At 40.8% G+C, this 25115-nt stretch carries 26 protein-coding genes; 18 read left to right on the forward strand and 8 right to left on the reverse strand.

What is annotated here, in order from left to right; genetic code table 11:
- The first annotated feature begins 601 nt into the window (after nt 1–601).
- From ACM0OW_RS07720 to ACM0OW_RS07740, 5 genes are all read left to right on the forward strand, one after another.
- Nucleotides 602–1231, forward strand: a complete 630-nt coding sequence (locus ACM0OW_RS07720; RefSeq protein WP_414549439.1) for a PEP-CTERM sorting domain-containing protein — start codon at nt 602–604, stop codon at nt 1229–1231.
- A gap of 697 nt (nt 1232–1928) precedes the next feature.
- Nucleotides 1929–2714: a phosphate ABC transporter ATP-binding protein gene (locus ACM0OW_RS07725; protein WP_414549440.1), complete on the forward strand. Its 786-nt coding sequence runs from the start codon at nt 1929–1931 to the stop codon at nt 2712–2714.
- 279 nt (nt 2715–2993) lie between these two features.
- Complete coding sequence (locus ACM0OW_RS07730; protein WP_414549441.1) at nt 2994–4028, forward strand: NYN domain-containing protein; 1035 nt, start codon at nt 2994–2996, stop codon at nt 4026–4028.
- Between the two features lie 181 nt (nt 4029–4209).
- Nucleotides 4210–5250, forward strand: a complete 1041-nt coding sequence (gene hppD / locus ACM0OW_RS07735; protein ID WP_414549442.1) for a 4-hydroxyphenylpyruvate dioxygenase — start codon at nt 4210–4212, stop codon at nt 5248–5250.
- A gap of 40 nt (nt 5251–5290) precedes the next feature.
- Nucleotides 5291–5989 (forward strand): HAD family hydrolase, encoded by a 699-nt coding sequence (locus ACM0OW_RS07740; protein ID WP_414549443.1) that lies wholly within the window; start codon nt 5291–5293, stop codon nt 5987–5989.
- 144 nt (nt 5990–6133) lie between these two features.
- Here the strand turns inward: ACM0OW_RS07740 and ACM0OW_RS07745 are convergent, their stop codons facing one another.
- Entirely contained in the window at nt 6134–6760 is a 627-nt protein-coding gene (locus tag ACM0OW_RS07745; RefSeq protein WP_414549444.1) for a CPP1-like family protein, read from the reverse strand.
- A 693-nt stretch (nt 6761–7453) separates the two neighbouring features.
- On the opposite strand from ACM0OW_RS07745, the gene ACM0OW_RS07750 reads away from it, so the two are divergent.
- Nucleotides 7454–8173, forward strand: a complete 720-nt coding sequence (locus tag ACM0OW_RS07750; protein WP_414549445.1) for a response regulator transcription factor — start codon at nt 7454–7456, stop codon at nt 8171–8173.
- A 179-nt stretch (nt 8174–8352) separates the two neighbouring features.
- Here ACM0OW_RS07750 and ACM0OW_RS07755 read toward each other — a convergent pair whose 3' ends face one another.
- Both ACM0OW_RS07755 and hisIE read right to left on the reverse strand, forming a co-directional pair.
- The gene (locus tag ACM0OW_RS07755) at nt 8353–8550 is read right to left on the reverse strand and encodes a DUF2811 domain-containing protein (RefSeq protein ID WP_089092473.1); all 198 of its coding nucleotides are present in this window, start codon (nt 8548–8550) and stop codon (nt 8353–8355) included.
- 505 nt (nt 8551–9055) lie between these two features.
- A complete protein-coding gene (hisIE, locus tag ACM0OW_RS07760; protein ID WP_414549446.1) occupies nt 9056–9706 on the reverse strand; it encodes a bifunctional phosphoribosyl-AMP cyclohydrolase/phosphoribosyl-ATP diphosphatase HisIE in 651 nt (216 codons plus the stop codon).
- 389 nt (nt 9707–10095) lie between these two features.
- Between hisIE and hemL the strand changes: the two genes are divergently transcribed.
- Complete coding sequence (hemL, locus tag ACM0OW_RS07765; protein WP_414549447.1) at nt 10096–11394, forward strand: glutamate-1-semialdehyde 2,1-aminomutase; 1299 nt, start codon at nt 10096–10098, stop codon at nt 11392–11394.
- 273 nt (nt 11395–11667) lie between these two features.
- Here hemL and ACM0OW_RS07770 read toward each other — a convergent pair whose 3' ends face one another.
- Nucleotides 11668–11829 (reverse strand): metallothionein, encoded by a 162-nt coding sequence (locus tag ACM0OW_RS07770; protein WP_414549448.1) that lies wholly within the window; start codon nt 11827–11829, stop codon nt 11668–11670.
- A 400-nt stretch (nt 11830–12229) separates the two neighbouring features.
- Between ACM0OW_RS07770 and ACM0OW_RS07775 the strand changes: the two genes are divergently transcribed.
- On the forward strand, nt 12230–13837 hold the full coding sequence (locus ACM0OW_RS07775) for a protein kinase domain-containing protein (protein ID WP_414549449.1): 1608 nt from the start codon (nt 12230–12232) through the stop codon (nt 13835–13837).
- Between the two features lie 266 nt (nt 13838–14103).
- Here the strand turns inward: ACM0OW_RS07775 and recA are convergent, their stop codons facing one another.
- Nucleotides 14104–15177 carry a recombinase RecA gene (gene recA, locus ACM0OW_RS07780; RefSeq protein WP_414549450.1) on the reverse strand — a complete coding sequence of 358 codons (1074 nt, stop codon included), beginning with the start codon at nt 15175–15177 and terminating at the stop codon, nt 14104–14106.
- A 663-nt stretch (nt 15178–15840) separates the two neighbouring features.
- Here recA and ACM0OW_RS07785 point away from each other — a divergent pair.
- On the forward strand, nt 15841–17439 hold the full coding sequence (locus ACM0OW_RS07785; protein WP_414549451.1) for a cyanoexosortase A system-associated protein: 1599 nt from the start codon (nt 15841–15843) through the stop codon (nt 17437–17439).
- Between the two features lie 179 nt (nt 17440–17618).
- Here ACM0OW_RS07785 and ACM0OW_RS07790 read toward each other — a convergent pair whose 3' ends face one another.
- Entirely contained in the window at nt 17619–18047 is a 429-nt protein-coding gene (locus ACM0OW_RS07790; protein ID WP_414549452.1) for a type II toxin-antitoxin system VapC family toxin, read from the reverse strand.
- A complete protein-coding gene (locus tag ACM0OW_RS07795; protein ID WP_414549453.1) occupies nt 18040–18273 on the reverse strand; it encodes a hypothetical protein in 234 nt (77 codons plus the stop codon). The genes ACM0OW_RS07790 and ACM0OW_RS07795 overlap by 8 nt, the downstream gene beginning before the upstream one ends.
- A gap of 414 nt (nt 18274–18687) precedes the next feature.
- Here ACM0OW_RS07795 and ACM0OW_RS07800 point away from each other — a divergent pair, with 414 nt between their 5' ends.
- From ACM0OW_RS07800 to ACM0OW_RS07825, 6 genes are read left to right on the forward strand one after another with little or no spacing between them, the layout of a single operon-like run.
- A complete protein-coding gene (locus ACM0OW_RS07800) occupies nt 18688–18975 on the forward strand; it encodes a type II toxin-antitoxin system Phd/YefM family antitoxin (protein ID WP_414549454.1) in 288 nt (95 codons plus the stop codon).
- Nucleotides 18968–19249: a type II toxin-antitoxin system RelE family toxin gene (locus ACM0OW_RS07805; RefSeq protein ID WP_414549455.1), complete on the forward strand. Its 282-nt coding sequence runs from the start codon at nt 18968–18970 to the stop codon at nt 19247–19249. The genes ACM0OW_RS07800 and ACM0OW_RS07805 overlap by 8 nt, the downstream gene beginning before the upstream one ends.
- A gap of 58 nt (nt 19250–19307) precedes the next feature.
- Nucleotides 19308–20531, forward strand: a complete 1224-nt coding sequence (gene xseA / locus ACM0OW_RS07810; RefSeq protein ID WP_414549456.1) for an exodeoxyribonuclease VII large subunit — start codon at nt 19308–19310, stop codon at nt 20529–20531.
- A 48-nt stretch (nt 20532–20579) separates the two neighbouring features.
- Complete coding sequence (xseB, locus tag ACM0OW_RS07815) at nt 20580–20813, forward strand: exodeoxyribonuclease VII small subunit (protein WP_414549457.1); 234 nt, start codon at nt 20580–20582, stop codon at nt 20811–20813.
- On the forward strand, nt 20813–22000 hold the full coding sequence (locus tag ACM0OW_RS07820; RefSeq protein WP_414549458.1) for a hypothetical protein: 1188 nt from the start codon (nt 20813–20815) through the stop codon (nt 21998–22000). Before xseB ends, ACM0OW_RS07820 begins: the two co-directional genes overlap by 1 nt.
- On the forward strand, nt 21997–22863 hold the full coding sequence (locus ACM0OW_RS07825; RefSeq protein ID WP_414549459.1) for a mechanosensitive ion channel family protein: 867 nt from the start codon (nt 21997–21999) through the stop codon (nt 22861–22863). The genes ACM0OW_RS07820 and ACM0OW_RS07825 overlap by 4 nt, the downstream gene beginning before the upstream one ends.
- A gap of 171 nt (nt 22864–23034) precedes the next feature.
- Here the strand turns inward: ACM0OW_RS07825 and trpB are convergent, their stop codons facing one another.
- Nucleotides 23035–24276, reverse strand: coding sequence for a tryptophan synthase subunit beta (trpB, locus tag ACM0OW_RS07830; protein WP_339459433.1), 1242 nt, complete (start codon nt 24274–24276; stop codon nt 23035–23037).
- Between the two features lie 46 nt (nt 24277–24322).
- On the opposite strand from trpB, the gene ACM0OW_RS07835 reads away from it, so the two are divergent.
- From ACM0OW_RS07835 to ACM0OW_RS07845, 3 genes are all read left to right on the forward strand, one after another.
- Entirely contained in the window at nt 24323–24460 is a 138-nt protein-coding gene (locus ACM0OW_RS07835) for a hypothetical protein (protein ID WP_414549460.1), read from the forward strand.
- Between the two features lie 11 nt (nt 24461–24471).
- Nucleotides 24472–24813: a translation initiation factor gene (locus ACM0OW_RS07840; RefSeq protein WP_414549461.1), complete on the forward strand. Its 342-nt coding sequence runs from the start codon at nt 24472–24474 to the stop codon at nt 24811–24813.
- A 120-nt stretch (nt 24814–24933) separates the two neighbouring features.
- Nucleotides 24934–25092, forward strand: a complete 159-nt coding sequence (locus ACM0OW_RS07845; protein WP_414549462.1) for a YqaE/Pmp3 family membrane protein — start codon at nt 24934–24936, stop codon at nt 25090–25092.
- Nucleotides 25093–25115: the final 23 nt, after the last annotated feature.

Genomic DNA, 25115 nt, shown 5'->3' on the forward strand with positions numbered 1-25115 from the left:
AAAAGGGTTTCAGGGAATTTAGGTGTACAAAGTTTTGTATGGCTACGCCACGCAAGCTATCAAAAATTAAATAGGATTCCTCTATATTAATTGGTATTTATAATACAATACAGTTCAGTTAAGCCTAAAAGTCAACGTCTACGTAGGTTGGGTTAAGCGCAGCGCAACCCAATAAAGTCATGGAAATGTTGGGTAGAACGAAGTGAAACCCAACCTACAATTTTCTTAACTGAACCGTATTGATTTATAATATTAATTTTTAACAAATTGTTACACAATTAGATTATTTAAATAATTTTACTAATAGTAATATAACGATTTTCTCTTCACTAAAATTTTATAAACTTAATTTTATTCTACTAATAAATAATAATTAAAAAACTTATCCCCATTAGCTTTTAGACTTTGTGTTGTTTTGCTGACAATATATTTTTTGTATAAATTAAGAATGTGCTTGTTGCCTTTAACCGTAGATTTATGCAATTTGTTAAGTTAATACACGGGTTAACGCTTTAAATAACAAACCAGCAGAGTCAGTAGATTCCCTTTGATTTGTGTTTAAGTCTGCTTTCGATTGTCAACTTTGGAGAAGTAGATATCAATGTCTAATAATCAATTAATGAGAAAAGCAACTTTAACTGCAAGTTTTGTCGGTATAGTTGGTTTATCCAGCCTTTTGAGTGTTAAAGCATCCCACGCGGCAGCTTTCAATATTAATATACCTTTAAACACCTATACCCTTAGCGATGATACCTCTTTTTCGGCTCCCAATAACCTACTGTTTGATGATTTTTTCAAAGATGATTTCATTCTGTTTGAGGGAGTAGGAACAGCTATTTCAGTAAATTCTCCTTTCGTTGAACCTAAGAAATTCAAGTCTGTGTTCGCACACTTCGATTATGCATTTGTTACAGGTTCTGAGACTAGCGAATTTAAATTAAGTCTCTTTAACGACTCAGAAGATGAAACTACCTTTTTTGAACTTTTATCTGCATCTACAGGAGAGACAGCATCCATAGAGCTTACTAACTTTTATACCAAACCAGGCAATTACCAATTGAACTTTTCAAGTAATGGTGGTCAAGCAGGCTTTAATAATTTTGTAATCAAGGTAGAGACAGTACCAGAACCCACTACCACCCTTGGCTTGCTAGCTTTAGGAATAGGCGCAGTAACTCTCAAGCGTAAAGGTAAGATTAGCCTTGGTGTACTATCAAAATCAGCTTCATAAATAAATAGACGGTTGCAGATAGTACAAAACCCAGATACCCGATTTCTTGGTGAAGTCGGGTATTACTTGATTTTTTTATATTTAATTAACTCAAAAATTCGTTGATGCTTATATGCGTTTATATATAGTTACTTTTTTGTGCAATACAGTTTTATAGTAATTATATAATTTATACAAATAATACATAAGTTAACAGCAAGCTGCTATTCTGGGAACATAACCTATATCTGCTCACATCTCGTTAAAAAATGGAGATATGTTAGTTTAGCATCCTGACTACATTTTCAGCAAATCCACTTATATCTATGGACTGAATACACCAAAAATTATTATATTCCTGACAGGACTCACAAGGAATGGGATAATCAGATGACAATTTAAGGTAATAAATCTACTATTTCAACCAAAACTCATTAGGTGTCCAGAAAATTACCTAGTGTTATCTGCTTGATTTTAACTGTATTAAATAAGCATAACACATTTGATTAACTTAGAAAAAAGCAGCCTTTAATTAAACGATGCCAGAACGAGCATTTATTTTAACGCTGGGTAGTCATCAATGCATGAGTAATAGCTTCCGTTATTGTGCCTTTATTCTTAACTATGACAAGTCCATATTGACTTCACGAAAAACGAAACAGGAATATTTATTTTTGCTGCTTTGTTTAGTCAATATTTATTGTACAACTTTTTTAGCATGAATAAACTAAATCCAGCCATCAAAGTCAAGAATCTCACTTTTTATTACAATCAACAAAAAATATTTGAAAATATCTCAATGGATATTTATCAGAGTAAAGTAACTGCAATTATTGGACCAAGTGGTTGTGGAAAATCTACTTTTATTAAATGCCTCAATCGCATGATTGAATTAGAACCAAAAGTACGGATTGAAGGTAGGGTAGAATTTTTCAATCAAAATATTTATGAGCGTCGGGTAAACTTAAATCGGCTCCGCCGCCAAGTAAGTATGGTACTCCCCAAACCGAATCTTTTTCCTATGAGCGTTTACGATAATGTGGCTTATGGCGTAAAAATTTTGGGGTGGCATCCAAAGGCAGAATTAGACGCGATTGTAGAATCTGCCATTAAAGATGCTGACCTCTGGGAAGAAGTGAAAACTAAATTATATAAGTCGGCTTTAGACCTTTCTGGAGGTCAACAACAGCGACTTTGTATTGCTCGTGCTTTGGCAGTTAAACCACAAATTATCCTTATGGATGAGCCTTGTTTTGCTCTTGACCCTAATGCTAGCATGAAAATTGAGAGTTTAATCCAAAGTTTGCGCTTGCGTTCAGAATTAACAATGGTAATTATTAGTCACAACTTACAACAAGTTACTCGCTTATCTGATTTCACAGCTTTCTTTCATGGTAATGAAAATCGCATTGGTGAAATAGTTGAATTTGGGACTACAAAAAAAATATTTAGTACTCCTCTTGATTCTCGTACCCGCGACTATGTTTTTGCCCATCTTAATTGAAAATTATGCCGACTTTACAGCAGCATCCTGAGTGAGTTTTTGTAGCTTACCGAAGTACTAACTGGAGACAATCTCAATATAAATCTGCATTCATAGCTGAGTCAAACAAAAAAAATAAGCAATTTTGCAGACAATGCTACACTGATACCAATGATTAAAGAATACTTAATACTTTTTTTAGTTCCGAGTTTCTCTGCTTCGCCAGCCTTCTGTAATCTAGAAGTAATCATTAATGAGTGAATCACAGCGTTAAATTTTATTGAATCAAATAATTGATATATGTTTGAGCCTCTAACAAGCTCTTTTTCTCCTCCAGCGATCGCTATTTTATTGCTAGATGCAGAAAACCTACAACTCAACGCTAAAATGGAGAAGTTTTTAACCACAGTTTCTAGCTATCCTCTGCAAGTGAAGATTGCCTTTGCTAATTGGTCTAAAATGGGTAAACGAGATGAAGAATTACATCAGCGTGGATACGAATTAATTCACGTTCCTGTCGGCAAAGATAATGCTGATGGTAAAATGATTGCGTTGGGTTCGTCAGTACATGAACGTTATGCTAATGCTAAAGAAGTTATAGTTTGTTCCTCAGATAAGGTGATGACTAATCTGTGCAACCATCTTCAGCAAAATGGATTAATGGTCTATCAGGTGAGCAAAAAAGGAGAAGTCCTGATAGTATTGAATAGCTCTACAGGTAAACAAATTACACAATTTCCTAAAGCTACTCCTGAAATTCCGACTATTGAAATTTTTATTCAGCAAATCAAACAGTTGATCAAAGCAGAACAAGAACAGAATCAGATTATTTGGGTTCAACTTTCCACTCTTTCTAAAGTTTTCAAAACTAAATATAATTTAACCATAGCTCAAGTCGTTTCTCAGCATTTACCAGGGAAAAAAGTTAGAGAGATTTTTATTAACCATCCGGCTGATTTTGCAATTCACCAAGTTGATGCAACTTCGGAATTATACATAACTCTATTTCAAGTGAATCAGTCACTAGCGCTCAATAGCAAAGAAAATATTTCCTTAAGTAGTGCGAACAAATCTCCCTTATTAGCTAGTATTAATTCCGCCGCAGATTTGGAAAAAGCACTCAAAGCTATTCTCCAAGAGTTAACGATACAATCTCCAGCAAGCTACATTGATATTAGCCCGTTGGGTGTTGAATTTAGTCAGCGCTATGGTAAGCGGATAAATGAGCAAATCAAATCTTTAAAGTTGACCGGTAATTTTATTAAATTTTTGCAGTCGTGTAAATCTTTTAACCTGAAGCAAAATGGGAAATCATGGCAAGTCGCTTTACGTTAAATTCTCATTCTCTGCATACTGGTATAGCAGACGCAATGAATTAAGTCTCTACAAACACCAAGAATTAATTTACCACAGACGAGGAAATGCTATATATGATTAATATGGGAAAACTTGATAATCTAGCAAAAAAAGCAAAAATTACAGATAGTTAAGCTGTTGGGCTGGATTCTCAGGATTTATGAAAATCGATCACGTTCATTTCTATGTCGAAGATGCCAAAGTCTGGCGAGATTGGTTTGTACACCACCTAGGGTTTACAGCAGTAGATAGTAGTATCAGTTCGGTTCACACTTGTACGGAAGTTGTGAGTAACGGTATCGTTCGCTTTTTGCTGTCTTCAGCTTTATTGCCTACGAGTCCGGTAGCGGCGTTTCTGTGCCAACATCCCCCTGGGGTAGCAGATGTGGCTTTTGTGATGGAAGATGTGGAAGGTGCGATCGCACTGGCTCAATTACACGGGGCTACTGTCATCCAACCCATTCAGTCAAAGCAGTTTGGTGATATCTGCCGCAAGTGTGGCAAAATTGCCGCTTGGGGTGGGTTGTCTCATACGTTGATTGAAAGTTCAGAAGTGACAACGGATGATGCACCACAAACAACAGATCATACTTTTAGTGGTATAGATCACATAGTGCTGAATGTGGCAGTGGGTGAGTTAGAGTCGGCTGTTGCTTGGTATGAAAAAGTTCTCGATTTTCAACCCCAGCAAAGTTTTAAAATTCAAACCGACCGTTCTGCTTTATATAGCCAAGTCATGGTTTCCCGTAACGGTGGCGTACAGTTACCGATTAATGAGCCAGCTTCCCGTAATTCCCAAATTCAAGAATTTCTGGATGTGAATCGGGGGTCAGGAATTCAACACATCGCCTTGGGGACTCCGAATTTAATTAGTGCGATCGCGCAATTTCGCGCCAGTGGTTTATCTTTACTCTCGGTTCCCCAAACCTACTACACACAGATTCAACAGCGCCCCGGATTCCCTCTCTCAGCGCTGGAACTTGAGGCGATCGCTCAACAAGAAATTTTGGTGGACTGGAAAGAAAATGCCGAAGATGCAGTCTTACTACAAATTTTTACTCAGCCGATTTTTGGACAACCGACTTTTTTCTTTGAGTTTATTGAACGCCGTTATCAAGCTAAAGGTTTTGGGGAAGGTAATTTTCGGGCTTTATTTGAGGCCATTGAAAGTGAGCAAATTAAACGCGGCACTTTGCAATAACCAATGAGATAATTGTCATAAAAGTTCACAAATTCCGCCGATGCTAAGACTAATCACGGACTTCGACGGTCCGATTATGGATGTCTCTGAACGGTATTACCGTGTTTATCAATTTTGTTTGGAGAAAATCCGCTATCCCGAACAATCTGTGCAACAACTTAACAAAGCTGAATTTTGGCAATTCAAGCGATCGCGTGTCCCAGAAAGACAAATTGCCTTAAACTCTGGTTTGGATGCCACGCAAGCCCAAGAATTTGCCCAGTTGCGACGAAAAACCGTACACACAGACACTTATTTTCAGCATGATAGCCTCATCCCAGGTGCTGTAGAGGCACTGTTAAAAATTCAACAGGCTGGAATTGATTTGGCTGTGATGACAATGCGTCGGGTGAAGGAATTAGATTATGCTGTGAAAAAATACGACTTAGACAATTTTTTCCCAGAAAATCGCTGTTATTGCCTGGAAAACGACTATGTTAAAACTAGTGACATTGAAGATAAGCCCTTGCTGATGGAACGGGCATTAGCAGAACTTCCCGAAGCAGCCGATACTTGGATGGTTGGGGATACAGAAGCAGATATTGCGGCGGCGAAAAAACACGGTATTAAGGTGATGGCTGTAGAGTCTGGGATTCGCGATCGCACTCAATTAGAAATCTACCAACCCGACTTAATTGTTCCGGATTTGAGTACAGCTGTCAAACTTATCCTCGAATCCTCACCAGTCAGAATCAGCTAAGAGAGATAATCGCTAAACAGTGGACAGCGACCGAATTTAAATATAATTTTTTCTCCCCTTGTCTAGGGACAATTCATGAATTGTCCCTACATTCTTGAGCAAAAATGTCTATTGATCAATCCAGAATTCCAAAAATTCATCAGTTTAACGTAGAAAACTGCTAATCAGCCATAACAATATAAATGTCAGCACTGTAGAGAACTGATCAGACGTTAGCTGTCCAAAGTTGATTTGCGGTAATAGCCAGCTAGCAAGTAGCCCCCCGACAATTAAGCCAACAATTAAACCAACCAGCGTTAATAACACTGCTCTACCGAACTTGCCTTCCTTACGTTTGAGAAAGTAAATACTGATTCCTACACCTACCACTAAAGCCAACTGTAAAACCTGATTGCCTGCGGACTGGGTAAATACACTAATGGTACTTAAACCCAAATACCAAGCTCCAGGTAACAGTATATCTCTCGGCGCGGGCTGGTCGAGTATTCGTTGCAGCCATGCAGGCGACTGCTCGCGAGGTGTGGCACTTTCTTTTGAAGGCAATTGCACTCGCAATTCTGGAAACCTGATTCTTTCAGGTACTTTAATTTTACCTTCCTGGCGCATCCGTAGGCGATCCATTAAGATCGCATCGTAAGCTACTTCAATCAGCTCTAGACTCTTGGCATCGCCATTGTATTGCTCCAATTGGCGATTACGAGCATCCTGAATTTCATCGAAGCTAGCATCTTCTGATACCCCAAGTTTCTCGTAGGGATTTTGATCGCTCATGGGAGTTTATACTTTCTTTAGCCTTAGTCAGCAGCAGTCTTTTACTTTTTGGAAAAACAACTTTAGGTTTTATCTCGATTCAAACCAAGGTATGAACCCATTTTTATGCTCTACAAGGATAGTAGCATGGGTTAGTTGGATTGACTGGGAATTTTAAACTACATCAACTTTAACATATTGCCATAGCAGCGTGTATACCGTCATGCCTATGGTTAATGAGCTGTTTACTCTATAATCTTAACTAGAGATGCCGAAAACGCATTTTTTACGAAAAAATTAACATTTGTCAATTTTAGAGTATGTTGAGGTAACTTTTAGTAATTAGCCTCAAAATAGCTAGTGGTATGTATCCACATATCGATTTAAAATTAAAAGGTTTTAAATCCCCCCACATAAATTGGGAAAATAAAATCTACTAGGTGATCGAACTGCTATGGCGAATGTTAAGAATATCAGTCCAGGACACATCAACCTTGCTAATTACAATACCCGTATTTAAGACTATGTGTGTCTAGACAAAATATTCTTACTTTCATTTTCCACAATTCTGATTACACTATTATTTATTTTGGATAATCAGGAAATGCATTCCTTACCCCTGTAGAGTCTTAAATAACCCCCAAAGTGGAAACTGTGTTTTTACGCAATCCTCTTTTCTGTTAATCTTACGAATTTTTGTGCAAAGTGATGGTCATGGCTCCCGCCAAGATTCTTGTAGTTGATGACGACCCTGCGGTCCGAAATTTAATCCAACGCTTTTTGATTAAGCAAACCTATCAGGTAGAGGCTGCTGAGGATGGTAAAACAGCCTTAGCTCTTTTTGAGCAATTCAATCCAGATTTGGTAATTTTAGATGTAAATTTACCAGATGTCATTGGGTTTAACCTCTGCCAGGAAATGCAAAGTCGTAATGGTGTTTTTGTTTTGATGCTGACTAGCCGCGCCGACGAAGCCGACAAGATTCGAGGCTTTGCTAAAGGTGCTGATGACTATCTCACCAAGCCATTTGGACTCGGAGAGTTAGAAGTCAGAGTAGCGGCAATTTTGAGACGACAGCGGATTGTGACTACTGCTGAACAAAAACGTCTGGTATTTGAAAAGTTAATGATTGACCCAGCACGACGGGAAGTCGCACTAAACAACCAAGCAATACCCTTAACTGCTCTAGAATTTGACTTGTTGCATTTTTTAGCTAGCCATCCCGGTAGAGTCTGGCGACGTGCAGAACTGATTCAAGAGGTCTGGGATTATGAATATGTTGGCGACCAACGGGTTGTAGATGTACACATCGGTCAAATTCGCAAGAAGATTGAAATCGATGCTAGCCAACCAGCACTAATTCAAACTGTACGTGGCGTAGGGTATAAGTTTGAATGTCCCACTCACTCCCCAGAGTTAGAAGCTCATTCTTGAGTTTATTAAGAAGTAACTAATTGACACTCCTCAGCCTAAAGGCATGAGGATTCTTATTTAACGGGGATTCCAAATTGACTCCACAGATAAATTTAGGGCTATTAATAGTTAAAAATATTTTTGCCCAGCGACTTACCAGTAATTTGGGTTTCTGGGTAATTAGCGCAGGGCATTTCTATCTAACAGTTATGAAACAAAGTTTCTAAATATACACGGGCAGCGCGGCGATCGCTCTCGCCATTTTGGAGTAAAAACAGCGACAAAGCAGCCGTCAGCACTCGATTCTGATCCCAATCAGGGTGTGCTTCTAAGTAATTTTTAAGAGATTCATGTAGTGTTTCGGGAATTTCTGTAAAGATACTAACTGTTGCGTTCATGAGTTTTTCCTTCTCTGAGGTCAATCAAGAGAGACAAGTTGCTTGCAGTGATGCGGAATTGCCTTACATAGTCCTGCCTTTACCTGACAATCTACACCAGTCTCTCAGGTGATTTTTGGTGTCAATGGTTCAACAGACTATAAAAGCCAGTCGCATCATTGTGCGCCAAGAGGGGGTGGGTTTGTCAATGCTGCGAAATGTTAAATACGATGGTATAAAAAACAAAACCTGACGCAATAATAAGGGTTTAAACCAAGTTTTTGTTACCCAACTTAATAAAAACTCAGTAGCAAAGGTTCTTAGTCAATCTAGATCAACAATCCCCAGTAAAACGGCAACTGCCTATTAACTCGTACAACATCTGTGGAAAACTACTAAAATCCCTGTGGAAACCCTGTGGAATGAGTGAGGAAAAATTTAGGTAATGATAAGAATTACAAAAACATTAGTCATTGAGAAGTTACCGTCTTCTCCCTGCCCCCTGCACCCTTCCCCCCTGCCTCTTCTATCGGCGACGTTCTTGTAACTTGCGATAGACTGACTTTAAATCCACCTGATGGTGAGCTAAGGCGACCAACGTGTGATAGAGTAAATCTGCAACTTCACCGGCGATCGCATCCTCCTCATCATCCTTAAACGCCATTACTACCTCAGCGCTTTCCTCGCCGATTTTCTTTAAAATTTTGTTATCGCCACCTGCAAATAACTTACAGGTATAAGAAGTGTCTACGGGATGGTCACGGCGATCGCATATCACCTGAAACACTTGAGATAATGTATCCCCTGGTGGGGCCACAATTGTTCCTTCTACTTGATGAAAACAACTGCGTTCCCCAGTGTGACAGGCAATATCTCCTAGCTGTTCCACTCCAATCAGCAGCGCATCACTATCACAGTCATAACGAACACTTTGCACTTTTTGAATGTGTCCAGAAGTTGCTCCCTTATGCCATAACTCCTGGCGGGAACGACTCCAAAACCAAGTTTCCCCAGTTTCTAAAGTCTTTTTTAATGATTCCTGACTCATCCACGCCATCATTAAGACAGTGCCATCCAAATAATCTTGGATAATTGCCGGCACTAAACCCCGTTCATCGTAGCAAATCTTATCAACAGGAATCGACTGTGGTAGTGAATGCGGATCAGTAGAAAACATACCAGCTAATTTGTTCTCATTAAACATTATTGATGGATTCACGATACCATTCTGAATAGAGCATCTGGTATGCTTATTTAAAATTGGACTTGTTCATTCAGATCAACAAAAGCATTCCTAGCTGTAGCAGACTGCATCTTTACGGCGCTTAAGGCTACTGGGTGGACTTTAGAAGCTTCACCACACCAATGGATTACCGAGCTAAAAGCAGACCTGTAAAAATCCTGGTGATCATTGAGTGCGAATCTGTAAAAGCAAGTCTTCATTGGACTTGTATAACTGATTGTTATTTTCCTGGTTCGGATAACTCTATAAGGTAGAATTTCTAAACAGTTTTTAACCCTATCCTAAGACAGAGCTTTTTATTTTCCACTATTTAGGAGAGAGCCTTGGTAAATACCACAATTAAAACCACAAAATCACAAGAAATCTTTGCCGCAGCCCAAAATCTCATGCCTGGAGGAGTTAATTCTCCTGTTCGCGCCTTCAAATCAGTTGGTGGGCAACCCATCGTTTTTGATCGAGTCAAAGACGCATACATTTGGGATGTAGATGGCAATCAATATATTGATTACGTTGGCACTTGGGGGCCTGCTATTTGTGGTCATGCCCATCCAGAAGTGATCGCAGCGCTCCATGAAGCCTTAGAAAAAGGCACTAGCTTCGGCGCTCCTTCATTCCTAGAAAATGTTCTGGCAGAAATGGTAATTGATGCGGTTCCTAGCATCGAAATGGTCAGATTTGTGAATTCCGGCACTGAAGCTTGTATGGCAGTCCTGCGGTTAATGCGGGCTTTCACAAACAGAGAAAAAATCATCAAGTTTGAAGGTTGCTACCACGGCCACGCTGATACATTCCTCGTCAAGGCTGGTTCTGGTGTAGCCACACTGGGTTTACCCGATTCGCCAGGCGTTCCCAAATCATCAACCATTACTACCCTCACAGCTCCCTACAATGACTTGGAAGCAGTTAAAGTCTTGTTGGAACAAAACCGCGACGAAATAGCCGGGGTGATTCTGGAGCCAGTAGTTGGCAATGCTGGATTTATTACTCCCGACGCTGGTTTTCTCGAAGGTTTACGAGAACTTACCCATGAACATGGGGCTTTGCTAGTCTTTGACGAAGTAATGACAGGTTTTCGGATTGCTTATGGTGGCGCTCAGGAAAAATTTGGGGTGACACCAGACCTAACAACCTTGGGTAAGGTAATTGGTGGTGGCTTGCCAGTAGGAGCTTATGGTGGTCGTCGGGATATTATGTCAATGATTGCTCCCGCAGGCCCTGTGTATCAAGCGGGAACTCTTTCGGGTAATCCCTTAGCAATGACGGCTGGGATTAAAACCCTGGAATTGTTACAAAGACCTGGTACTTATGAGTATCTAGATCAAATTACTCAGAAGTTAGCAGATGGCTTAGTAAAGATTGCCCAAGAAACTGGTCATTCAGTTTGTGGTGGTCATATTAGCGCTATGTTTGGCTTATTCTTCACCTCTGGGCCAGTGCATAACTACGAAGATGCCAAAAAGTCAGATATGGCTAAATTTGGTCGCTTCCATCGCGGGATGTTAGAGCGCGGTGTTTATTTAGCACCTTCTCAGTTTGAGGCTGGTTTTACCTCTTTGGCTCACACTGAAGCCGATATTGAAAAAACTTTAGCCGTGGCTAGAGAAGTTTTAGCTAGTCTATAAAGTGCGGAGTGCTGGGTAGAGAGATAATTCAGATTCATTCAACTCATTATCCCCGCAGGTACTATTTTTACTCAGCACTCAGCACTCTCCTGTACGGGCGGGTTTACTAAGGATTTTGACAAACCACAAGCTGACTGCTTAAACCCGCCCCTACCCACTCAGCACTCTCCTGTACGGGCGGGTTTACTAAAGATTTTGATGAATCACAAGCTGACTGCTTAAACCCACCCCTACCCACTCAGCACTCAGCACTCAGCACTCAGCACTCAGCACTCAGCACTCACAACCATTATGATTACAGCCTTTGATTGTTTTATGACCTTCAGCACAGCCTTCACAACAGTAGTATTTACCATCTTTATTGATGGCATCTTCAAGTGAAATAATACATAGGCAATTGGGACAAGCGCATTTCATTTGGGTTACAGTAGGCATATTTTTCTCCAGAACTTTTTGAATTATTCTTATCTTACAATATCTGAACATATATTCAAATATGAGTAGGTACTTAAATTTTTGAATACACAAATCAAGGGAAAAAAGGTAATTTAATTTCCTGATATAAAGTATAATTATTAACAGACCTGCATAAAATTGAGAATTTGAAGATGAGATATTAGATTTTTTACAAAAAATAGCCTAGACACTATTTGACGCTGTAAGTATAATGAATAATCTTGTTTTGATAATTTTTTTACGTAATCCTGAGTTAACTTTAGAAACTCTTCAAACAATTTCCCGCAAAAATCACCTAGCAAGATTTAATGATAAGTTTTAATAATTAAAAAAGAGTGTAACGCTTCCAGTCATTATTCGTGCAGCGAGTTGACAGTGCATGAGCTATTGCTTAAATCCTATCTGTCCCAATCCAGAAAATGTGGCATATAGCCAGATATGCCGGTCGTGTGGCTCGCGACTATTATTGCGCGATCGCTATCGGGTGGTCAAACCATTAGGCCAAGGTGGTTTTGGAGCAACATTCTTAGCTCATGATCAAGCCTTACCAGGAGAACCGAGTTGTGTAATTAAACAATTACGCCCTTCAGGAACAGCGCCACACATCTTGCAAATGGCGCGAGAGTTATTTGAGCGAGAAGCCAAAACCCTGGGTAGGATTGGCAATCATCCTCAAGTACCAAGGCTACTTGACTATTTTGAAGAGCAAGAACAATTTTATTTAATCCAAGAATATATTAGTGGTTCGACACTACAACAAGAGGTCAAACTGAATGGGAGCTTCAGCGAAGCCGGAGTCAAACAGTTTTTGAGCGAGACTTTGCCGTTATTGCAATACATCCACGAACAAAAGGTAATTCACCGTGACATCAAGCCAGCCAATTTAATTCGCCGGACTCAAGATGCCAGAATGGTGCTAATTGACTTTGGTGCTGTCAAAAATCAAGTTAGCCAAGCTGCACTAAATCAATCGGGACAGACCGCATTAACGGCTTATGCCATTGGGACTCCTGGTTTCGCACCTCCAGAGCAAATGGCTATGCGTCCAGTCTACGCCAGTGATATCTACGCGCTGGGTGTAACTTCTATTTATCTACTGAGTGGTAAAACTCCTAAAGATTTAGATTACAATCCCAAAACAGGTGAGATGATGTGGGAGGATCTAGTGCAAGTGAGTGATCATCTCACCAATGTTTTGCGAAAAATGTTAGATGTGTCAGTACGCAATCGCTACCAGTCAGCAGAAGAGGTGCTTAGAGCCTTAGATATAGAACCCTACTTGGAAAGTTTAGCCCAAGGTTTGCTGGTTAAATCTGATCCGAATGTTAAAGAGCCAACACATAACAGAGTAGAAAATTCTGCTATTTTATACAACAATTCTTCAAGTGATTTTACTGGTGTAGGAGGCAGTAAAGCACAAATGGCGGCAGCAATTCGAGCTAGACGAGCCAAAAATGCGGAAGCGAGGGGAATACGTCAGGGGTCTTCATCTGGCAAATCAACGACTGTTGCCAATAACACAAGTATTAATTCCCAACGGAAAAATTCTCAAGGACGTAAATTAAATCCCGAAAGTTTGCTGACAGCTTATCTCAAGGGAAGACGCGATTTTGCTCTACACAATTTCAGTTTTCTCAAATTGCCAGGAGCTGACTTATCGGAAACAAATTTTCATTCTGCTCAATTTCAAGGTACTAATCTCCAAGGTGCTAATCTCCACAACAGCGACTTTGGCAGAGCTAGCCTCACTAGAGCAAATCTCAGAGACGCTAATGTGAGCAAAGCCTACTTTAATCATGCTGATTTAGAAGGAGCAGACCTACGAGGCGCAGACCTCAGCGAAGCATATCTCAGCAATGCCAATCTTCGAGGAGCTAATCTATGTGGTGCTAATCTCACTGGTGCTAAGGTTTCTGATGAGCAGCTAGCGTTAGCAAAAACCAATTGGATGACAATTCGCCCCAATGGTAAACGAGGCTTATTGTGAGTGCTGAGTGCTGAGTGCTGAGTGCTGAGTGGGGAGTATTTACATGAAAACTGATGTAACCCGCGTAGGCCTGACTTTTCACGGGATCTGGAAAACCCCGCTTCCATTCCTCTCCCCTGCAAGGAGAGAGGCTTTAAAATTTCCCCCTTCCCTGGTAGGGAAGGGGGTTAGGGGGTTAGGTTCCGCGTTAGCTTTTCCACATAACGTGAAAAGTCAGGCTTTATACTGACCACTCAGCACTCAGTAATACCGAACGCCTATAAGTGCTATTCTTCTTCTTCTAATTCTTCAACATCTTCTTCTTGATTAGCTTTGGCCACAGAGTTAGCAGAAACTACAGCCCCCATATCTAGCTTTTGTCGCACTAATTCCTTAATTTCGGCAGCAAAATCTGGCTTTTCTTCTAGGTACTTGATAGCATTATCTCGACCTTGGGAGATGTTATCACCGCTGTAACTGTACCAAGCTCCTTTACGAACAATTATGCCTGTTTCTTCTGCTAAGTCAACCAGACAACCCAAGGTTGAAACTCCTTTACCAAATATGATGTCAAATTCGGCGACTCTAAAGGGTGGTGCAACTTTATTTTTAGCGACTTTGACTTTCACACGGTTCCCAAATTCTTCTGTACCTTTTTTCAAGGTTTGAATTCGGCGAATATCCAGGCGGACTGAGGCGTAAAACTTCAAGGCGTTACCGCCAGTTGTAGTTTCTGGGCTACCGTAAGTAATACCGATTTTTTGCCGCAACTGGTTGATGAAAATAACTGTACAGCCAGATTTACCTATATTCCCAGTAATTTTACGGAGAGCTTGGCTCATTAACCGGGCTTGAAGACCAACGTGGATGTCACCCATATCGCCTTCAATTTCCGCACGAGGTACTAGTGCTGCTACTGAGTCAATGACGACAATATCAACTGCGGCGGAGCGAACGAGCTGATCAACAATTTCTAATGCAGACTCGCCTGTATCGGGTTGGGAAACTAGCAAATTTTCAATATCTACACCCAAAGCCGCAGCGTAGGTGGGATCTAGGGCGTGTTCAGCATCAACGAAGGCTGCAACACCACCATTTTTTTGGACTTCTGCAAGGGCGTGTAGGGCTACGGTGGTTTTACCAGAACTTTCTGGTCCATAAATTTCAATTACCCGTCCTTTGGGTAGTCCTCCGCCCAATGCTAAATCTAAGGTGAGCGCACCTGTGGAAATTGTCTCTACTCGCATCCGGGTAGCATCACCCAGGCGCATGATTGCTCCTTTACCGAAGCTGCGCTCAATTTGGTTGAGTACAATATTTAATGCTTTTTCTTTGCCGGAGGTATCTGTATTGATAGCCATTATGGACCTCTAAATATAGGAATTATATGGAGTAAGGAATTTGGGCTGGGAATCTGAGTAGAACAGATATACTATTTTAACCAGAAAATTCTCAAATAGGACTTTAAAAAATAAACGTGACCAAATCGTAACGCGATCGCTAGCAAATTAAGCTAGCAATACTACATAATTATAGGACAATTTTTTAACTACAGAGCTACGCAGATAAAACAGGGCTTGATGCTATTATCAGGCGATCGCTTGAATTTGACTACCTCCCCAAAAGCTTAGATTTTTGAGTTTAGGCCACAGCACAGTGATTTCTTGGCTATTTATCTGCAACTTGCTCCAGTTTACAGCCTAGTACGCACAAGTGATCTGATCCCCCTAAATCCCCATTTTTAAGGGGGACTTTAAGAAATTTTCCCCCCTTCTCAAGGGGGGCTAGGGGGGATCAAAACGTGATGAGGCAACTTGATAAGACTTGTGTATACACCGTAGGGAGCAGGAGAGAGACTGGGACAAAATCGATTAGCCAGCCTTAGCCCCAACCTGGAATTGTCAACCAAGGAAATACGGGGGGCTTTGTGCCAAATTGAGTCAATACCCACAGTATATGGGTATATTAAATATCAAGCCATTAGACTTAACGCAGGATAAACAGAGCATCATAAAAACTTAAATATGAGTAACACAATAATCAAAAAAGCCAAAATTCTTGCTACTAAAACCGGAATTTTCCCAAAAATCCAGCCATTACTGCAATATCAATGGTTTTACTTATTGGGTATTTTTACGACTTTAGCAGTTTGCCATTTAGATATTATTAGAACTCATCCATCTGAAATGGTAAGTGGAGAAATCGCCCTCTATACCGTTTCTTGGGGAGGAATTTTATATTTACTGTGGTACGGCATCAAACAAACACCGCGTCCCCAAGAAAATACCCCCAGTTGGTTTTCTAGCTGGTTAGGGTTGCTCTTACTATTCTTTGTAATAATCCGACCTTTGCATCTGTGGCATTTAGACTTGATACTTTTTCGGATTGCGCCGATTTTAGCAGGTTTAGGCTTAGGTTTACTTTCCTTTGGCTTTTCAGGATTTCGTCAACATTGGCAGTTATTTTTATTATTATGCTTAATGGTGTTTCCCTTCGGACGAATAGCTACAATCCTTGAACCTCTGCTGCACTTGAGTGAATTAACAGCCACTGTTTCTGCTTTTTTACTTCATTACATCGGCTTTCAAGCTACTCACTACGGCATCTTTGTCAAGCTACCCACAGGGCAAGTCAGTGTTGCATACCCATGCACAGGAGGTCCAGTAATCATCTCGCTACTCAGGCTAACACTGTTATCAGTTGTTCTGGCCTTAACTTGGTGGCATAGATGGGCTTTAGTAATATCTGCTATTGTTGTGGGCTTTTTAACAGGCTGTATTCGTGTAGCCTTATTAGCCGTTGTCGTCCATAACAAAGAGTTATTTGATTATTGGCACGGAGCTACAGGTGGCGGTATTTTTACAGCCTTTGCTACTATTATTTACGCCCTCTTATGTAATTGGCTATTACCCTTAGAATATTTATCTCAAAATCAACCTGATGCTTCCCAAATAATCCACCCAAAAATTCACCCAAAACGGCGCTTATTTTTAGTATTTACTTGGCTAGGAATTATCATCACAGCCATCTATTTAATTACTACTCAGAGTAATATCAGCATCCATAACTCTATAAATTTGCCAGATCAACTGCCGTTAAAGCAGTGGCAACAAACCCAAGTCACCTCTGTGCGAGATTCTGAATCAGACAAGAATTTTAAGACTTTTAATTATATCAATACAACTCAACAAATAGAACTACAAATACGCTATATCCTCAACGGTAAAGCTTATGATGACAAGCCATTCTTAGAACCTACAAATCAAAAATTAGACTCGAATAAATTACAGAAAATTTACTCACCTGTAGTGGGTTATTTTACCTTATATGATGATGGCAATAAAGCTTACCTGACATCGTGTATTAATCCCCGTGGAAGTGGGACGATTGATTTTGCTCAATTTATGCAAAATCGCTATAAATATGACTTCAGTCGCGATCGCATTTTACCTTGGCTTTTTGGTCAAAATGTGCTGCGAGATGATCGCTGTTTATGGACACAGTTATCTGTACCTTTAAACACAGCATCAGCCTCTGACATCTATCCAGTTTTAGAGTCCCTGTGGTTAGAAAACTACACTAAATGGCAGTCTTTCTTTATTGGTAAAAAAAATTATATGTGATCGGAGGAGATTATTTCAGGACTTACGCAAGTATAATACCCTAGCCCGTAGTTAGGACTTTAGTCCTCACTCATTGTTGTTATAAATTGCAAGATTTAGGCGATCGCTTGAATTTGACTACCTACCCAAAACCTTAGATTGTCCAGTTTAGATCACAGTATAAGGTATCACGAGCGATACTATAAACGCCAATTGTCTAGTCTGAGTGAATAACCTAAGTTTTGAATTCTTTGATAATGAGATAAATTACCAGTAACTAAAGTCAGATTATGATGGATAGCAATAGCAGCAATCATACAATCAGGATATCCAATTCTTTTTCCTACTGCTTCTAAATCTGCATAGATTTTCCCGGCTAATACAGCTTCTCTCAATTCAAAAGATAATATCTCCTGTGAATTTAGGATAGTTAAGAACTGCTGAAGACGTTTTTCCTGCTTGCGTTTTTGCCAACCTTCTACGATTTCCATAACTGTGATTACAGAAATTGTATAATTATCAAATTCATTTAAGTAAATATTAGCCTTAGCAATAATAACAGGATTTGCTCGTTTAATAATTTCTGAAAGAATATCCGTATCAAGTAGGGACTTTTCTACTTTATTCATCCGATAAACTATGTCCTCTTTTTTCCATCGCTTCGGCAACAATTTCATCTACAATCTCAGGAACATCAGCATATAATCCCATTAATGGATCTTTTTTCTCCTGAATTTCTGCTAAACGTTCAATTACGTGAGTAATCAATTCTGATAGGCTTGATTGATTGACGATCGCCAGAGTTTTTGCTCGTTCAAAGGTAAGTCTATCTACTTCAAGTTCTATTTTTTCCATAATGGTTTTACCCGTCTACATTAATCAATAGATTAGTTTATAGTGTAACGCAACCTGGAATGCGTTATTAGTGTTTTTTCCTTAGAATCAAAGTGAAGATATTTTCTAGGACTTACGCACTGTACAAATTAATCATGGTATGCTGATACCAAACTAGCTAACTTCCGGCTCAAACAATGATTATATTGATCGTAAATATACCCGTGTGGTAGGGGTTTAGCAGTGCTAAACCCCTACGAAATATGTGCGTTTTAGTTTTATACATATTTAGTATTTATTATCAATGCGTAAGTCCTATTTTCTATACTGGATACCTATTTTTTTGAGTTCTAGCTGCGTGTTCCTCACGTTTATTCAGGCATTTGGGTATTTGCAGTCTCTTCTATGAGAATAATCTGCTAAAATATAGTCAAAATGTCTAAAATAGTCAAAACCATCATGCAGACCTACACTCTCACAGATGCTCGGAACAAACACGGTGAGGTTTTTGACAAGGCTACTACCGAACCAGTTTTACTAACTAAACAATCACGTCCCAGCCATGTGATTATCTCAGCCCAGAGTTACCAAAAATTAATTCATCGGCTGCAAGAATTAGAGGATATGGTTTTTGGTCAGGCGGCTGAAGCTGCTTTGCATAATTCCCAAATGGTGGGGACAGAGGCTTTCACGTCTGCATTGGAGCATTTAGCTAATGGCTAGGCTTGATGGTCTAGCAACTGTTCTTGATTTTTTGAATGGTTTGCAACCTAAAATAGCAGCGCAAATTGCAAAAAAGGTTTTAGCTTTAAATATTGAGCCTTTACCAGCTGATAGTGAAAAGCTATCGGGTTATGAAGGTTTCTATCGAGTTGATAGTGGGGAATATCGAATTATATATATATATTTTCCTGAGCAAAATTTAGTAGAAGTGATTTTAGTTGGTAAGCGTAATGATGATGATGTCTACAAAAGATTAAAGCGCTTGTTGGGATAAACTTGGGTATTCATGAAGAATGCTAAAATCGCTCCAGCACCAATGCTCACACACCGAGATGACTTTTAACTCTCTGATTCCCGATACAGCGCTTTCAGTAGCTGGATTAACTGACTATATCCGCTTGCTGTTAGAGCAAGATGATCAATTACGCCAAGTTTGGGTAACTGGGGAAGTTTCCAGTGCTAACAACCATCGCAGTGGCTTATTTTTTACCCTACAAGACCCAGAGGGGACAGCCGGGATTAAGTGTGTGGTGTGGAAAGGCCAAATTCCTAAATTGGCTCAAATGCCAATTGCAGGTGAGCAGTTAATTATCCTTGGTAGTATCAGAGTTTACCCGCAACGGGGAGAGTATCAATTATCGGTTTGGCAAGCTATACCTGCTGGTGCTGGTTTACAAGCGCTACGCTATCAACAATTAAAAAACCGATTGCTGGCTGAGGGTTTATTTGATCCAGAACGCAAACGTGCTTTACCTCTGCATCCTCAAACGATCGCAGTTGTCACTTCACCCACTGCGGCGGCTTGGGGTGATATTCAAAAAACTCTCAAGCAAAGATATCCAGGTTTACAGGTGTTATTTTCTCCCGCTACGGTACAGGGTGAGCAAGCACCTGATTCTATAGTTAAGGCGATTAATCGCGTCAATCGTGATGGTCGCGCCCAGGTGCTAATTTTATCACGGGGTGGTGGTGCGGTTGAGGAATTGGCTTGCTTTAATGATGAACGGGTGGTGAGGGCTGTTGCTACTTGTTCTATCCCGGTAATTACTGGTATTGGTCATCAACGGGATGAATCTTTGGTAGATTTAGTTGCTGATGCTTGTGTACATACACCGACGGCGGCGGCGGAATCTGTTGTCCCATCTCTGGCAGAATTGTATTTTCAGCATCGACAAAGGATAGTGGCGCTGCGTGAGGCGGTAGGGGAATTTGCGGAAACGGCTGAGGATAAATTGCAAGGTTTACGCGATCGCTTGCGGCGTTTAGGATTAGATAAACAGGTGCAGCAGGAGATGCAGCAACTAAGTTGGAAAAGACAACAATTGATACAGGTGACAATGGGGCGATCGCATAAAGCCCAACAACGGTTAGAATTGTTACGGGAAAAGTTGGCTAGTCTTGACCCCAAAGCCGTGTTACAGCGTGGTTATGCTGTGGTCAGGCGAGAAAATGGGGAAATAGCTCGTTCGGCTGCTGAGTTGGCTGTGGGTGAGGATTTGTTGATTCAGTTGGGGCAGGGGGAGGTTAAAGTTAAGGTGATGGAAGTAAAAGATTAACGTTCGCGTAGCGAATACCACAGAGGCGCAGAGGACACGGAGAGTTGAATGGTTAAGCGTAAGGATGCTTCGAGTTCTGATTCGATGGCGGGTTGGAATTATGAGGGGAAGGTAGTTGAGATAGAAAATATTATTGCTCGCATTGAGGCGGGTGAGTTGGATTTGGAGCAAGTTTTTGAGCAGTTTTCTACTGCTGTTGAGTCTTTGCGTCAGTGTGAAAGTTTTTTGCAGCAGCGACAGCAACAGGCGAATCTGTTAATTGAAACTTTGACGGATGAGTAATGTTAGACGCAAAAATCCAATCTTCTATCCATTGGTTTCAGTCTTGGCTATCCCAGGCTAAAACAACTAATCCCGATAATCTTCTCAATAAACCACCTGAAGAGATTATTCAGGAGTTTTCTCAGAAACTAGATCAACTATCCCCTCCACTGGAATATCGTACTACTATCCAAGAAACACTGACTTCAGCTTTGGCAGATTGGCAAAGCAATCTTACATCTGCCAATAGTTTGGTGATTCTCGGTCGTTCGGTGGAACCAATTGCTCAAATTATCCAGGAAAGTTTAGCAGATGAGTTATCCAAAAGTTTGCAAATTATCCATCCTCTAGCGCTGTGTAAACGTTCACCTGATTGTTCATCTCTGAAAACAGCAATCAGTGAGGCTTTCTCTTCTGAAACACAGTCTCAGTCAGCAGATTATGGTGGTGATCCTAATGCAGAACTGACTCAAAGGCAAACTTTAGTTGTGATTCCCTGTCTGGCGCAGTGCTTTCTGCGATGTATTGAGGGCTGGGAAAGTATCGAATTTCTGCAAAATGCGGTTGTCAAGGATAAATCTCGGTTTTGGCTAATTGGTTGCAATTATTCGGCTTGGACATTTCTCGATCAGGTTTGTCAGGTGAGTGCTTACTTAGAACAGGTTCAACCCCTACCTAAATTAAAAGGGGATGCACTGCAAAAATGGTTAGCACCTGTCACCCAAGAATTAGCTGCTGAAGACAGCGACGCGGATACAAATTTAGCTTATTGTAAATCTCTTGCTAGTCTGGCTTCTGGGGTGAGTAGCGTGGCTGCTCAATTATGGTTGCAAGCCTTACGGATTCGGGCGGCGGACATCCCTGATGCTGTTTCTGAGTCCAAGCCTGCACTTACGCCTCAAGGTGTAACTTTAGAAATTCCTGTAAACCTCCAACAAACAAAGCCGATTTTGCCGAGTTTACCTGATTTGACTGCTACCGATCGCTACCTGCTGCATTCTTTATTGTTGCATGGCCAGATGACTCGGACTGATCTAGCTTTGAGTTTAGGCGAAAGTGAACAACTTGTGCGATCGCGTGTGCAAATGCTGCAACGTGCAGGTGTAATAGTCCAACAGCAAGACCAATTAAATATTTATCCTGCTTACTATCCTTCACTCAAAACAGAGTTAATTAATAACAACTTTTTGCTGGGAGAGGAATCATGATGCTTCTGTCTATATCTACTACCTTATTTGCTCAATTGTTAGATGATAATGGAATAGCTGACAGACTCCTAACTGAGATTACGGTCAACAAGATTCTCAAAGCTCTAATTAGCATTTTTGTCGCCTACGGAATTTCTGTATCAATTCAATCTTTCGTCAATTGGCTATCTGAGCGAGTAGCGCGTCGGTTCCGACTCACAATTAAACAATCAGTACCTTTTTGGAAAGGACTGATTTTGATCGTCACCGTAGTTTACCTACTAAACCTATTTCTGAATCTGTCTCAAAGAAATCTCCTTGCACTCACTGGTACGATTGCGGTAGGATTAGGATTTGCATTTAAAGACTATGTAAGTTCTATTATTGCTGGGGTTGTGACTTTATTTGAAGCACCTTATCGAGTCGGCGATCGCATTCGCATTGGCGAACATTACGGCGAGGTGATCGGTTACGGTTTACGTGGACTCAGAATGCAAACCCCTGATGATAATACTGTGACTATTCCTCATAGTAAAACTTGGACAGATGCTATCTCTAATGCTAATAGTGGCGAATTAGAAGCCCAAGTAGTTACAGAATTCTATTTACATCATGATGTTGATTGTGACAAGGTAATCCGACTTTTATACCAAGCTGCTTACAGTAGTCGATATACCCAGTTAAAATTGTCTGTTGTTGTAGTCATGGCAGAATTACCTTGGTGTACTCATTTCAAACTTAGGTCTTACCCAATGGATGCTAGGGATGAGTTTATTTATCAAACCGATTTAATGCGACGAGCTAAACAAGCCTTTGCTAAACATGGGATATTTTATCCCACCTTGAATAAGGCGACTCCTGAAATGATTTCTAACAAGAATTAGGGCTTGCTGTCATTGGGAGAAACCTTTCAAGGGTTCCCGTTAACAGATATGTGAGAACAGTGTTAATAGCTCAAAGCTTTGATGTAGGGGCGGGTTTACAGATATGCTCAATTACTAATAATAATTTTAATAAACCCGTCCCTACCTACTCAGCAGTTTGCTATATCAGAGTTATTCTGGGATTAAAAACTTGGCTACCGTTTGTACATCCTTATCACCCCGTCCAGAACAATTGAGAACAATGCGCGGACTACCGCTAAGTTGAGGACATAGGGTTTCTAGATAAGCGATCGCATGAGCAGTTTCCAAAGCTGGTATAATTCCCTCTAGGCGAGATAGTTGCTGGAACGCTGCTAAAGCCTCTGCATCAGTCACACTATAATATTCAGCCCTTCCCATATCCTTAAGATAGCTATGTTCTGGCCCTACCCCAGGATAATCTAAACCTGCACTAATGGAGTGCGCCTCAATGATTTGCCCTTCTTCATCTTGCAACAAATAGCTCATTGCTCCATGCAGTACACCAATCTGTCCTTTTGTCAAGGTAGCAGCGTGTTTTTCTGTATTCACACCTTCGCCGGCTGCTTCCACCCCAATTAATCGGATAGAAGACTCATTCACAAACTCGTGAAATAATCCCATCGCGTTGGAACCACCACCCACACAAGCAATGAGAATATCAGGTAAACCGCCCCACTTTTCCATTGCTTGAACGCGAGTTTCTACACCAATTACAGCATGAAAATCGCGTACCATCATTGGGTAAGGATGGGGGCCAGCGACTGAACCCAAAATGTAGTGAGTTGTTTCCACATTCGTCACCCAATCCCGGATAGCCTCAGAAGTCGCATCCTTGAGGGTTCCGGTTCCCGCTTCCACTGGACGAACTTCAGCACCCATTAAGCGCATTCTGAACACATTCAACGCTTGACGTTCCATATCGTGAACGCCCATGTAAATCACACATTCCAGCCCAAACCGAGCGCAAACCGTCGCCGTTGCTACGCCATGCTGTCCTGCGCCTGTTTCGGCAATTACTCTTTTCTTACCCATGCGCCGCGCCAACAACACCTGACCCAAGGCATTATTAATTTTATGCGCTCCTGTATGATTTAAATCTTCACGCTTTAAGTAAATTTGCGCTCCTGTCCCATCTGGGCGGGCATAATGAGCCGTGAGGCGTTCGGCAAAATACAAAGGTGTGGCGCGTCCGACATAATCTCGCAGTAAATCTTGTAGTTCTGCTTGAAAACTTGGGTCGTGGCGGTATTGCTGATAAGCTGTTTCTAATTCAGCTAAAGCCGGCATCAGTGTTTCCGGGACGTACTTACCGCCAAAGCGTCCAAAGCGTCCAAGGATGTCGGGAACTTGAGTGTTTGAGAGGGAACTGGGAGATAGGGGTGTAGTAGTCACGGAAAGTTTTTGATGACAGGTCGGATTTAATTATTATAAAAGCATTGTGGGATTGCAAGATCCTGATGATCTTCTTGGCGTTGCTGATTTCAAATATGAATTTATTTCACGCAAAGGCGCAAAGGCGCAAAGGCGCAAAGGTATAAAGAAAATAAGACACCAAGTACCTGCGATTTTTTCTTAATCAAACGTTTTATGTCTTCTGATAAATCTTCTAACAAACGCTTTGCCTACCGTGAATTTGGTAACGACAATTCGGCCGCTACCCAAAGAGGGGTTCCTGAATTACCTCCGCAGCAACAAAACCTGAAGGTGGAGGCTTCGCGCAAAGGACGCAAGGGTAAAACTGTGACTGTGATTAGCGGTTTCCAGACTAAACCTGAAGTTTTGACTGATTTAGTTAAACAGTTGAAAAGTCAATGCGGTAGTGGTGGGACTGTCAAGGATAATGAAATTGAAATTCAGGGCGAACATAAACAGAAAATTCTGGATATTTTGACCAAGTTAGGTTACAAAGCCAAAATTAGTGGTGGTTGATGGGTGTGGGTTCCCACATCTCTACGAACTATTGAGTCAGCAGTCCAATGTTATCGTTAAGGGGTCAAATCTGCTCAGGAAGTGGCAGAACAGTGATTTGAATATGAACAGGAGGTCATTATGGATATAGTTCGGCTTTTGTGTGCTGTTTTCTTGCCGCCTCTGGGAGTATTTTTACAGGTAGGTTTTGGTCTAGATTTTTGGCTTAATATCCTGTTGACGTGTTTGGGTTATATCCCCGGAATCATTCACGCAGTGTGGATAATTGCCAAGAAATAATGGTTTGGGGAGGTGGGTTGGTG

The organism is Anabaena sp. CCY 0017, from assembly GCF_963920885.1.
GTDB lineage: Bacteria > Cyanobacteriota > Cyanobacteriia > Cyanobacteriales > Nostocaceae > Nodularia.